General features: G+C 73.5%; 11 protein-coding genes. 5 read left to right on the forward strand and 6 right to left on the reverse strand.

Going from position 1 to position 11,484, the window contains the following annotated elements:
- Nucleotides 1-54: 54 nt before the first annotated feature.
- From FHU28_RS28635 to FHU28_RS28660, 6 genes are all read right to left on the reverse strand, one after another.
- On the reverse strand, nt 55-1,809 hold the full coding sequence (locus FHU28_RS28635; protein WP_184687875.1) for a substrate-binding domain-containing protein: 1,755 nt from the start codon (nt 1,807-1,809) through the stop codon (nt 55-57).
- 179 nt (nt 1,810-1,988) lie between these two features.
- Nucleotides 1,989-3,023, reverse strand: coding sequence for a lactonase family protein (locus tag FHU28_RS28640; RefSeq protein ID WP_184687877.1), 1,035 nt, complete (start codon nt 3,021-3,023; stop codon nt 1,989-1,991).
- Between the two features lie 105 nt (nt 3,024-3,128).
- Nucleotides 3,129-3,731 (reverse strand): GTP-binding protein, encoded by a 603-nt coding sequence (locus FHU28_RS28645; protein WP_184687879.1) that lies wholly within the window; start codon nt 3,729-3,731, stop codon nt 3,129-3,131.
- Nucleotides 3,712-4,101, reverse strand: a complete 390-nt coding sequence (locus FHU28_RS28650; RefSeq protein WP_184687881.1) for a DUF742 domain-containing protein — start codon at nt 4,099-4,101, stop codon at nt 3,712-3,714. The genes FHU28_RS28645 and FHU28_RS28650 overlap by 20 nt, the downstream gene beginning before the upstream one ends.
- Nucleotides 4,091-4,513 carry a roadblock/LC7 domain-containing protein gene (locus FHU28_RS28655; protein WP_184687883.1) on the reverse strand — a complete coding sequence of 141 codons (423 nt, stop codon included), beginning with the start codon at nt 4,511-4,513 and terminating at the stop codon, nt 4,091-4,093. The genes FHU28_RS28650 and FHU28_RS28655 overlap by 11 nt, the downstream gene beginning before the upstream one ends.
- Complete coding sequence (locus FHU28_RS28660; protein WP_184687885.1) at nt 4,513-6,867, reverse strand: sensor histidine kinase; 2,355 nt, start codon at nt 6,865-6,867, stop codon at nt 4,513-4,515. Before FHU28_RS28660 ends, FHU28_RS28655 begins: the two co-directional genes overlap by 1 nt.
- Nucleotides 6,868-7,171: 304 nt before the next feature.
- Between FHU28_RS28660 and FHU28_RS28665 the strand changes: the two genes are divergently transcribed.
- From FHU28_RS28665 to FHU28_RS28685, 5 genes are all read left to right on the forward strand, one after another.
- The gene (locus FHU28_RS28665; RefSeq protein WP_184687887.1) at nt 7,172-7,780 is read left to right on the forward strand and encodes a hypothetical protein; all 609 of its coding nucleotides are present in this window, start codon (nt 7,172-7,174) and stop codon (nt 7,778-7,780) included.
- 13 nt (nt 7,781-7,793) lie between these two features.
- Complete coding sequence (locus FHU28_RS28670; protein ID WP_184687889.1) at nt 7,794-8,876, forward strand: hypothetical protein; 1,083 nt, start codon at nt 7,794-7,796, stop codon at nt 8,874-8,876.
- A 135-nt stretch (nt 8,877-9,011) separates the two neighbouring features.
- Complete coding sequence (locus FHU28_RS28675; protein WP_184687891.1) at nt 9,012-10,670, forward strand: sodium:solute symporter family protein; 1,659 nt, start codon at nt 9,012-9,014, stop codon at nt 10,668-10,670.
- A 17-nt stretch (nt 10,671-10,687) separates the two neighbouring features.
- Entirely contained in the window at nt 10,688-11,011 is a 324-nt protein-coding gene (locus FHU28_RS28680) for a hypothetical protein (protein ID WP_184687893.1), read from the forward strand.
- A gap of 70 nt (nt 11,012-11,081) precedes the next feature.
- A complete protein-coding gene (locus tag FHU28_RS28685; RefSeq protein WP_073830568.1) occupies nt 11,082-11,465 on the forward strand; it encodes a hypothetical protein in 384 nt (127 codons plus the stop codon).
- The last annotated feature ends 19 nt before the right edge of the window (nt 11,466-11,484 follow it).

Here is an 11,484-nt window from a genome sequence, read left to right on the forward strand (position 1 = left end):
CTTCCGCCGTACCGGATTTCCCGGTACGGCGGAAGGGTAGCGCTGAGCGCCAGGTCAGCGGGGGGCGGGCGGCCGGAGCGCGATCGCCCGGAGGAAGATCTCGCCGATCTTGCTGGGGTCGGTGGTGACGAACGCGCCGCCGCCGGTGACCTTGGTGATCGACTCCAGCTCGGCCCGGTTCACCTCGGTGCCGATGCCGATGATGACGACCTGGACCGGCTGCTCGTCGTCCTTCAGCTTCTTCAGCTGGTCCAGCAGCGCCTTCTGCGAGATGCCGTTGTCGTCCTCGTTCTTGCCGTCGGTGAACAGCACGATCGAGTTGACCTTGCCCGGCTCCCAGTCCTGCTGCACCTTCTTGTACGCCGCGAGCATGGTGTCGTACAGGCCGGTGTCGCCGCTGGAGGGCTTGATCGAGGCGAGGCCGCGCTGCAGCGCCCCCCGGTTGCTCGACAACGGCTTTATTCCGACCAGCTCGCTCCAGTCCTGCGAGCCCTGGAGGTTCGTGGAGAAGGTCCACAGGCCGATCGACCAGGAGTCGTCGAAGAGCCCGAGGCCCTGGCTCGCGGCCGCCACGGTGACCTGCTCCCGACTGGCGCCGTTGGCCGTCGCGACCGGCTTCTTCATCGAGCCGGAGACGTCGATGACGCAGAGCATCCGGCCCGACTGCGTGGCCACCGACCAACTGGTGGTCGCCGTCGAGATGGCGCCCGGGTCGAGGTCGGCCGCGCCGCCCTGACCGGATGGCGGCACCTGGCTGGCGCCGCCGTTCGCCGGGCTCGGCGCACCCGTCGGGGCCTGGAAGCCGCGCCCCCAGTTGCCGTCCGGCGCGCGCAGCGCCTGCGAGGCCAGCCGGTCCTTGAAGTCCGGCGTACGCAGCACCTCGAAGAGCACCCGGGCGGCGGACGCCTTGGCCGGCTCGATGCCGGGCAGCACCGCGAACGGGTAGTCCAGCGGGATCGGCACCGGCTCCAGGTAGAGCGCGGCCAGCCGGATCGGCGGCTTCGTGCTGTTGTAGGCGATCACGTCCTCTTCGGACAGCGCCGCCGCGCCGAGTCCGTTGGCGATCGCCGTCGGGTCCGACGAGCGCGGGAACCGCGCGAGGAGGTCCTGCCGCAGCGAGGAGCGGTTCGTCGCCAGCGCTCGCAGCGCCCCGACCATCGCCTCCTGCGCCTTCGGCGAGCCGGACTCGCCGGTGGAGCTGGCCGCGGCGGTGAGCGACAGCAGCCCGGACAGGCCGGCCGCGTCCTGGGTCGGCTCGACGATCCCGGCCCGCAGCGGCTTGCTCGCGGTGACCTGGGTCAGCAGGTCGGACCACCGCAGCTTCTTGTCCGGCCAGCCGATGCGCGAGGCCACCGGCTCGGGCAACGCCACGACCACCGGGCTGCGCGCGATCGAGGCGCCGTTCGTCGGCGCGAACGCGCTGGCGCCGCCGCTCTTGAGCCGGACCAGCCAGGTGGAGGAGTCGGGCACCCAGACGTCGGGGGTGACGGCGGTGCCGCTGGCCTGCCCGACACCGGCGAGCGTGGCGCCGTGCTTGCTGGCCACCGCGGCGGCCACCTCGACCGACTCGGAGGAGGAGACGTTGACGGCGATGCAGGTGCCGCCCACCGCGGCGCCGTCGGAGACCCACTGGTCGGCGGCGCCGCGCACCGCGGGGGCGATCTCCGGGGCGGTCGCCACCGACAGCTCGATCCGGCCCGAACAGTTCGGGCCGGCCAGCTGCTGGTAGCCGAACCAGGAGCCGCCCACGACGGCGACCAGGGCTACCGCCACAGCGGCGGCGCCTGCTCCACGGAGGTTGGAACGCATGCGATGGCGGCCAGACACGGTGACCATCTTGCGTACCTCGTGGGGTTACCACCACAACCGTTCGGACGAAAGTTACGCAGCAGAAACAGTTGATCACCTAACCCATACGCTAAGTTACTGGTCAGTTATCTTTGGGTGATACCAGTCCACTCCGGACGGTTGTTTCGGTGACCGGTCGATCACGGCAGAAAGCAGGTCGGGCTCGCCACCGGAACCGGTTCCCCCACTGCCTCGGGCACTCCGCTGACCGGATCGACCCGAAAGATCCTGATCATGTCGGCCCGCTCGTCGGCGACGTACAGGTGGTCCCCGGCGAACGCGAAGTGCCGCGGCCACTCGCCGCCGGTGTCGACCTCGGCCACCAGCTCCGGCGCGGCGCCGTCGAGCGCGAAGACCGCCACCGTTCCCACGCCCCGGTTGCCCACGTAGAGGAAGCGCCCACCGGGCCCCACGCTCACCTCGGACGGCTGGACGTGCCCGGCCCGCCCACTGGCGTCGACGCGCGCCCGCTCCCGCGGCCCGTCCGGCGTCAGGTCGTACGCGGTGACGGTGGCGTCCAGCTCGCCGACCAGCCAGCCGCGCCGCCCGTCCGGGTGCCGGGCCAGATGGCGGGGCCCGGTGCCGGGCGGGGTGCTCAACCGGGGTTCCCGGGGCGTCAACCGGCCGGACCCGGCGTCGACGTCGTACCGGTAGACCGAGTCGGTGCCCAGGTCGACGGCGAGCAACGGGCCGCCGGCCGGATCCGGCGAGACCATGTGGCAGTGCGCGTGCTCCTGCCGGTCGGGGTCGGGGCCGTGGCCCTCGTGCCGGACCAGGTCGGTGCGCTCCCCCGGCACGCCCTCGGCGTCCAGGCCGAACACCGCCACGCTGCCGCCGCCGTAGTTCGCCACGAACAGGTGTCGCCCGTCCGGGGCCACCGCCAGGTGACAGGGCTCGGCCCCGCCGGAGGGACGCTCGCCCAGCGGCGTGAGGTCCCCGTCCGGCGCCACCCGGAACGCGCTGACCCGGCCGTCCGGCAACTCGTTGCACGCGTACAGCACCGGCAGCGCCGGGTGCCGGGCCAGGAACGACGGCGACGGGGTGACCGCCACGACACCCAGCGGCGTCAGCCCGCCGCTCGTCCGGTCCCGCCGGGCCGCGACGACGCCCTCGCCCCGCCCGCCCGTCTCCGCCGTGTAGCCGCCGATGTGGACGATCTCGTCCTGCCCGGTCACCGCTCCCACCTTCCGTCGGTCCTGTCTCCGCAGATCCAACCAGAGGCTTCCCGATAAGGCGCCCGATCAGTCCCGCGACGGCCGACGGGATTCCCGGCGGGCGGCTCAGCCCACCGGCACCGGCTCGCCGCGCTGCCGCGCCACGTGCTCCACCAGCGAGATCAGCACCAGCTTGCCGGACTGCCGGTCCCGCGCGTCGCAGAGCACGAGCGGGACGTCCGGGTCCAGGTCGAGGGCGTCGCGTACCGCCTCCAGGCCGAACCGGCGGGAGCCCTCGAAGCAGTTGACGCCCACCACGAACGGGATGCCCCGCTGCTCGAAGTAGTCGATGGAGGGAAAGCAGTCGGCCAGCCGCCGGGTGTCGGCGAGCACCACGGCGCCGAGCGCGCCGAATGCCAGCTCGTCCCAGAGGAACCAGAACCGGTCCTGACCCGGCGTGCCGAACAGGTAGACCTGGAGGTCGTCGTTGATGGTGATCCGGCCGAAGTCCATCGCCACGGTGGTGGTCGACTTCTGCTCCACCCCGGAGACGTCGTCGGTGTCGAGCCCGGCGCCGGTCAGGACCTCCTCGGTCTGCAGCGGCCGCACCTCGCTCAACGCGCTGACCAGCGTCGTCTTGCCGGCGCCGAACCCACCGGCTATGAGGATCTTCAGTGCCAGCGGCACCTGTGGCGCCCCCGGCTCCCGGTCATAACGCACGGAGTCCACTGACCACCGCCTTGAGGATGTTGTCGTCGGGCAGGTACGCGGTGGCCGGTGGCCGGTGCACCGCGACGAAGCCATGGGCGAGGAGGTCGCCGAGCAGCACCCGGACCACGCCCACGGCGAGGTCCAGGTCGGCGGCGAGGTCGGCCACGGCCTTGGGCCGGCGGGCCAGTTCGATCAGCCGGCGGTGCTCCGGCTGGAGGCCGGGCGTGCCGGCCGGATCGGCGTCAGGGGTGGCGAGCACGAAGGCCAGCAGGTCGAAGCCGTCCACCGGCGGCCGCACCCGGCCCCCGGTGAGCGTGTACGGGCGCACCACCGGACCGGCGTCGGCGTCCAGCCACTCGTGCTGCGGCCCCGGCGAGTCAGCGTGCATCGGCCGACCCCCCGCCGCTGCGGGCCGGCGCGGCCAGGTTCTCCCCGACCCGGATCACCAGCATCGCCATCTCGTACGCCACCAGGCCGATGTCGGCGTCGGCGTCGCTCGCCACCGCCAGGCAGGCGCCCTGCCCGGCGGCGGTCACGAACAGGTAGGCGGACTCCATCTCCACCACGGTCTGGCGGACCGCGCCGCCGCCGAGGTGCCGGGTGGCGCCCTTGGCCAGCCCGGAGAAGCCGGACGCCAGCGCGCACAGGTGCTCCGCTTCGCTGCGGTCCTGGCCGCCGGAGGCGCCGAGCAGGAGCCCGTCCGCCGAGAGCACCACCGCCCGGCGCGCGGCGGGCACCCGGTCCACCAGGTCGTCGAGCAGCCAGTCGAGATCGGCGTTCTGCCGCGTCGTGTGCACCACTAGGCGTCCCTCTCAGTCGCGCTTCGGTCCTCCGCCACCGGCAGGGCGGGCTCCACGGCCGGCCCGGGCGTGGCGGACGGCGTACCGGTGTCAGGCTTTTCGGTGGTGACCGGATCGGCGTCACCCGCCGGGTCGGTGGCGCGGGAGCCGTCCCGGCGTCCCCGTGCGGTGCCCGCCTGCAACGCCGACATGGCCCGGCGTGCCTCCTCCGGCGTGCGGTACGCCGGGGCGTCCACGACCGCCGCGCGCGGACGCGCCGACGCGCCGCGCCGCCGGATCCGGCGCGGCAGGCCGTCGCCGTCGGTGGGTGGTTCCACGGTCGAGGCGCGCGCGGACTGCAACGGGACCACTGTGCTCTCCGACCGGTCCCGTCCCGGCCGGTTCGGGCGCCCCGGACGCGGCACCGTGCTCAACCGGGTCACCTTGGCCAGGCGACGCCGCTCCGGCCCGGCGGGGCCGTCCGCGCCCACCGGCGGCTCGTCGGTGATCAGGTCCGACGGCACGAACACCGCGGCGAGGATCCCGGCCGGACGGGCCGGGCGCAGCTCCACCCGTACGCCGTGCCGTGCGGCCAGGCGCGCCACCACGAACAGCCCCAGCCGGGCGCTGTCGGCCGGGTCGAACTCGGGCGGCTCGGCCAGCTTGCGGTTGGCCGCGGCCAGGGCCGCCGCGGACATGCCCAGCCCTCGGTCGGTGATCTCGATGGTGTAGCCGCCCGGGACGGTCCGGCCGGTGACGTCCACCCGGGTGCCCGGCGGTGAGTACGCGGTGGCGTTCTCGATCAGCTCGGCGAGCAGGTGGATCACGTCGCCGACGGCCCGGCCCAGCACCCCGGCCGGCGCCACCTCACCCACGTCGACCCGGTCGTACGCCTCGACCTCGGAGATCGCGCCGCGCATCACGTCGACAGCGGCGACCGGCCGGCGCCAGCCCCGCCCGGGCGCGGCCCCGGCGAGGATGACCAGGTCCTCGGCGTGCCGGCGGAGCCGGGTCGCCAGGTGGTCGACCTGGAACAGCCCGGCCAGCTCGTCCGGGTCCTCGGTACGCCGTTCCAGCCGGTCCAGCAGCGCCAACTGCCGGTGCACCAGGCCCTGGCTGCGCCGGGCGAGGTTGAGGATCACCTCGTTGAACCCCCGGCGCAGGCTGACCTCGTCGATCGCGGCGCGCACCGCGGTGCGGCGCACCTCGTTGAACGCGCGCGCCACCTGGCCGATCTCGTCGCCGCCGTGGTCCAGTTCGGGCGCCTCCCGGGCGACGTCGACCTCCTCGCCCCGGCGCAGCCGGGCGACCACGTCGGGCAGCCGGTGCTCGGCGACCTCGGTCGCGGCGGCGCGTACGCCGGTCAGCCGCCGGGCCAGCGACCGGCCGACCCGCAGCGCCACGAGCACACAGACCACTATCGCGACGAGCCCGAGCACACCGGCGGCGGCGAGCTGGACGAGGATCCGCGTCGCCATCGGCACCGACCGCTCGGCGAGGGCGTCCGCGCCGCGCAGCTCGAAGTCGCGCAGGCTCTGCCACACCTCGGCGTGACTGGCCTCCCAGCCGGCCATGTCGAACCGGGCCGGCAGCCCGGGCGAGCGGATCAGGGTGTCCTGGAAGGCGCGCATCTTCACGAACCCGGGGGCCTCGGTCAACCGCTGGTACGAGGTCCGCTCCCCGGCCGGCAGGTCGGCCACCGCCGTCTCCGCCAGGAAACGGTGGTTCTCCAGGGTCCGGACCAGCTGCTCGTGCTCGCCCTCGGCGTACCGGCCGGCGGTGACGGCGCCGGCCAGCAGCGCGTCGGCCTGGCCGAGCAGCTCGCGGGAGCGGCCCAGCGCGGTGAGCGCTGTCGCCTCCCGGTTGAGCTGGGCGTCGGGCAGCGCGGCCATCGCGCCGAACGCCTGGAACGCCGAACCGATCATTCCGCTGTAGAGGCCGACGGCGCCGGACCGGTCCACCTTCCGGTCGTCGATGAAGGCGCGCCCGGCGGGCAGCGCGTCCAGCGCCGAGACCAGCTGGTCGAGCCGGGCGTCGAGCTGCTCGTCGGCGACGTCGCGCAGGTCCTTGCCGTCGACCTTCCGGCGCAGCTCGACGATCGCGTCGTCGGTGCGTACACGCTGCTCGGCCAGCGCCGGCAGGCTGCCGCCGCCGGCGAGCTGGACCACCGACAGCCGCCGCTCCCGCTGCAGCTCCGCCACCACGCTCTCGCCGGGACGGCCGAGGTCGTAGAGGAGGGTACGGGCGGAGAGCAGGTCGAGGGCGGGCCCGAAGGTGAGCGTGGTGGCGAAGATCCACAACGCCAGCAGCCCGGTCACCGGGCCGATGACCAGCGCGGTCAGCTTGGCGCGGATCGGCCAGTCACGGGTGTTCAATCAGACCTCGCCCGGGAAGGTGTCGCTCGGTGGCGCCGGCAGCGGCCGCCGTTTCGCCGGCCACGACGCCGGGCCCCGGCCCGGACGCCTTGGGCAGGATACGTAATCCGGGGCGGATGCACTACCGGCCGTCTCGGCTCTCGCTACGGTCCGAGACGGGCACGACGGGCTCAGTCGGACACCGGACCGGCACCGGACGGCGACCGCGACACCGCGCCTTTTTCCCGGCCGGGGCGGAAAGTGCCGCGCAACGGGATTGGCGATCACCCGCACGAGGGAATACCAGCGTGCGAAGGAGGAGCCCATGTCGTCCACCCAGGTAGTCGTCATAGTCATCGTCGTCCTCGTCATCGCCGCGCTCGCCGCGGTCGCCGTGGTCGCCAGCCGGCGGCGCGCGCTGCGGGAGCGCTTCGGCCCGGAGTACGACCGGGTCGTCGCCGAGCAGGACAGCCGCAGCGCCGCCGAACGTGAGCTGCGTGAGCGCGAGCGCCGGCACGCCGAACTGGAGCTGACCCCGCTGAGCCCGGAGTCGCGGGCCCGCTACGCCGCCGCCTGGGAGGAACTCCAGGTGCGCTTCGTCGACTCGCCCGCCGAGACCGTCAGCGAGGCGGACGAGCTGGTCGGTCGCCTGATCGCCGAGCGCGGATACCCCACCGGGGACTTCTCGGACCAGATCGCCCACCTCTCCGTCGAGCACGCCCGCACCCTCACCCACTACCGCGACGCCCACGAGATCCGGCAGCGCAACGAGCGCGGTGAGGCCGGCACCGAGGACCTCCGGCAGGCGCTCGTGCACTACCGGGCCCTCTTCGCCGACCTGCTCGGTGAGGACCCGGTGCCCGCGTCCACGCAGCAGCCGGAGCAGCCGGAGCAGCGCCACCCCGACCACGACCACGACGTCACGAGCCGCTGAGGAGGCCGCCGCCATGCGCCAGGAAGAGCAGCAGGTCACGCAGGACCACCCCGAGGCCGTCCGGTCCGCGCCGGTACCGGTGCCGCAGCCGGGCGACCACGCCGACGGTCGGTACGACGCCGACCGGGCCGACGTGCCCGAGGACGCGATCGACGACCGGGGCACCTTCGACGACCCGGCCGTCGCCGACGATCGCCACGAGCCGGGAGCCGACGATCGGCGCGACGACGAGGTCGACGAGACCCGCGCGTACGACGCGGGCGAGCTGAGCGCCGCGGCCGACCGTACCGACGACGGGCGCGACGACGACGGACGTCCGCCGTTCCACGAGCCGGCGCCGCTGCCGACGGCGTTCGGCGCGGCCACGGTGGGCGACGCGGTCGCCGCGTCGGCGCTGGCCGGCGGCCGTCCGCAGGACGAGCGCGACGCCCGCGACGAGGACACGGCCGTGCCGGGCGACGGCGCGCCGGGCCGGACCGACCCGCTGGACGACGAGCGGGCCGACCCGACGGCCGGGGACCGCCTGCACGACCGGGACCGTTGGGACGCCGAGCACTCCGACGCCGACGACGCGGACCGGGACGACGCGGTGACCGACGGCGTCGTCCGGGACGACGCGGCGGCCGACGGCGCGGTCGGGTACGGCAGCGCCGAGCCGGGCCTGGTCGACCCCGACGCCGAGCCGGTCGCCGCGGCCGACGAGGACGCCGGCCGGCACCACGACCGCGTCGACCCGGACACCGCCACCGCGGCGGCTGCCGGCGCGGCAGCGGCCGGCACGACCCTGGGCGGGGCGGACCGGCCCACGCAGGGCGCGGTACCGGCCGACGCCGCGACGCTGTTCGCGCCGGAGGCGGCGCAGGGCTTCCGGGACCGCTGGCGCGACGTGCAGCTGCGCTTCGTGGACGACCCGCGCGCCGCTGTCGGCGAGGCCGAGTCGCTGGTCGAGGAGGCGATCGAGGCGCTCTCCACGGCCCTGCGCGAGCAGCGCACCCGGCTCGGCGCCTGGCAGGAGTCCGGTTCCACGGACACCGAGCAGCTCCGCGTCGCCGTGCGCGGCTACCGCGACTTCCTGGACCGCGTCCTGGGGCGCTGAGGCCCGCCGCGGAACCCCACCGAGCCCTGGCCGGCGACCCGGCCGGGGCTCGGTCGCGCCCGGACCGAACAGCAGGCATGAAACCTCGCAATCGGGGTAGCTGCGGGCAGCGGTGCACACGAGGGGAGCACGGGCATGGGTGGCGGCGGTCTGCGTCTGGACATGAACGCGGTGGACTACCTGATCCTCGCGCTCTACTTCGTCACGGTGCTCGGCGTCGGTTTCGCCGCCCGGCGCGCGATCCGTACCAGCGTGGACTTCTTCCTCTCCGGCCGCTCGCTGCCCGCCTGGGTCACCGGCCTGGCGTTCGTCTCGGCGAACCTGGGCGCGCTGGAGATCATCGGCATGGCCGCCAACGGCGCCCAGTACGGCATCATGACGGTGCACTACTACTGGATCGGCGCCGTGCCGGCGATGGTCTTCCTCGGCATCGTGATGATGCCGTTCTACTACGGCTCCAAGGTCCGCAGCGTCCCCGAGTACCTGCGGCTGCGCTTCAACCGCCCCACCCACCTGCTCAACGCGATCAGCTTCGCGGTCGCGCAGGTGCTCATCGCGGGCGTGAACCTCTACGCGCTGGCCCTGATCATGCAGGCGCTGCTCGGCTGGCCGCTCTGGTTCGCGATCATCGTCGGCGCGGTGATCGTGCTGGCGTACATCACCGTCGGCGGCCTCTCCGGCGCGATCTACAACGAGGTGCTCCAGTTCTTCGTGATCATCGCCGGTCTGGTGCCGATCACGGTGATCGGCCTGGTCAAGGTCGGCGGCGTGAGCGGCCTGATGGACGCCGTCCGCGACTCCAAGCTCGGCGAGGCCGGCCTGCACGCCTGGGAAGGCACCGGCAGCACCGACAACCCGCTCGGCGCGCACTGGCTGGGCATCGTGTTCGGCCTCGGCTTCGTGCTCTCCTTCGGCTACTGGACCACCAACTTCGCCGAGGTGCAGCGCGCCCTGTCCGCCCGGAACATGAGCGCCGCGCGGCGTACGCCGATCATCGCCGCGTACCCGAAGCTGCTCATCCCCGCGGTCACCGTGATCCCCGGCCTGATCGCCCTGGTCACCGTCAAAGGGCTGGGCGCCGACGAGGGCGATCTGGTCTACAACAACGCGATCCCGCTGCTGATGCGCGACCTGCTGCCCAACGGCGTGCTCGGCATCGCGGTCACCGGTCTGGTGGCCTCGTTCATGGCGGGCATGGCGGCGAACGTCAGCGGGTTCAACACCGTCTTCACGTACGACATCTGGCAGGCGTACTACCGGCGGAACGAGTCGGACGAGCACTACGTGAAGGTGGGCCGGATCGCCACCGTGGGCGCGGTGGTGATCGGTATCGGCACCGCGTTCATCGCCGCCGGGTTCAGCAACATCATGAACTACATCCAGGCGCTCTTCTCGGTCTTCAACGCCCCGCTCTTCGGCACCTTCATCATCGGCATGTTCTGGCGGCGGATGACCCCGCTGGCCGGCTTCTGGTCGCTGCTGTCCGGCACGGTCGTGGCGACCGCCACCTACCTGCTCTACAAGGTCGGCGTGATCAGCTTCAACTCGGACCTGGAGGAGAGCTTCTGGGGCGCGGGCCTGGCCTTCGCCACCGTCGCCGTGGTGGCCGCGATCGTCACGCCGTTGACCCGGCCGAAGACCGACGAACAGCTGACCGGGCTGGTGTACGGCCTCAGCGACACCACGCTCGCCGACGACTCGGTGGCCGGCGACGCCGCCTGGTACCGCTCCCCGGTGCTGCTCGGCGTCGTCGCCGTGATCCTCGCCGCCCTGTTCTACATCCCGGTCTTCTGAAGGAGGGGACGCACGCCATGACAGACGACGCGGACCGCAACTACCAGGGCGGCGAGGCGCACGACCCGCTCGTCGACGAGACCGAGGACGCCCGGGAGGCCCGCTCGGCGGCGGCCCGGCTGTTCGACATCCGCCGGGTGATCGGCGGCCTGTTCGTCGCGTACGGGCTGATCGTCGGCCTGATGGGGCTCTTCGACACGTCCGCCGAGATCGACAAGGCGCAGGGCGTGCGGATCAACCTGTGGTCCGGCGCGGCGATGCTGGTCTTCGGCCTGCTGATGCTGCTCTGGCAGCGGCTGCGCCCGACCGAGACGCCGGAGCCGCGACGCGACGATGCCTGACCGTCCGCATGGCGCGGCCCGCACCGGGTACGCCCAGGGGATCAGGCGAAAGGGACAGGAGGGCAGCAGCATGACCGATCGTGACCGCGGTGGCGAGCGGCCGCTCGAGGAGACCCCCGAGGTGGCCGCGGCGGTGGACGACGACAGCACGGTGCCCCAGTTGCGCGCCGGCGGCACCGACCCGGACAACCCCACCTTCACCGAGCCCGACGGCGCGGTGCCCGACACCGGTTCGCCGAACATCATCGGTGACCCGTACGCGGCCGGGACCGGCGCGACCGGCACCGGCACGGGCGCGGCCCCGGACGGCATCCGTACCGGCGCCGAGCAGCCCTGGGAGCCGGAGGACCTGGTGATGGCCCGGGGCCAGGACATGACGCCGGAGAACCTGGAACGGGCCCGCCGCGACCTGCACGAGCTGGGCCGGGCCGCGATCGAGCGAACGGTTCCCTGACCCGGACGCCCGGGGGCCC

It is taken from the genome of Micromonospora echinospora, assembly GCF_014203425.1.
Lineage (GTDB): Bacteria > Actinomycetota > Actinomycetes > Mycobacteriales > Micromonosporaceae > Micromonospora > Micromonospora echinospora_A.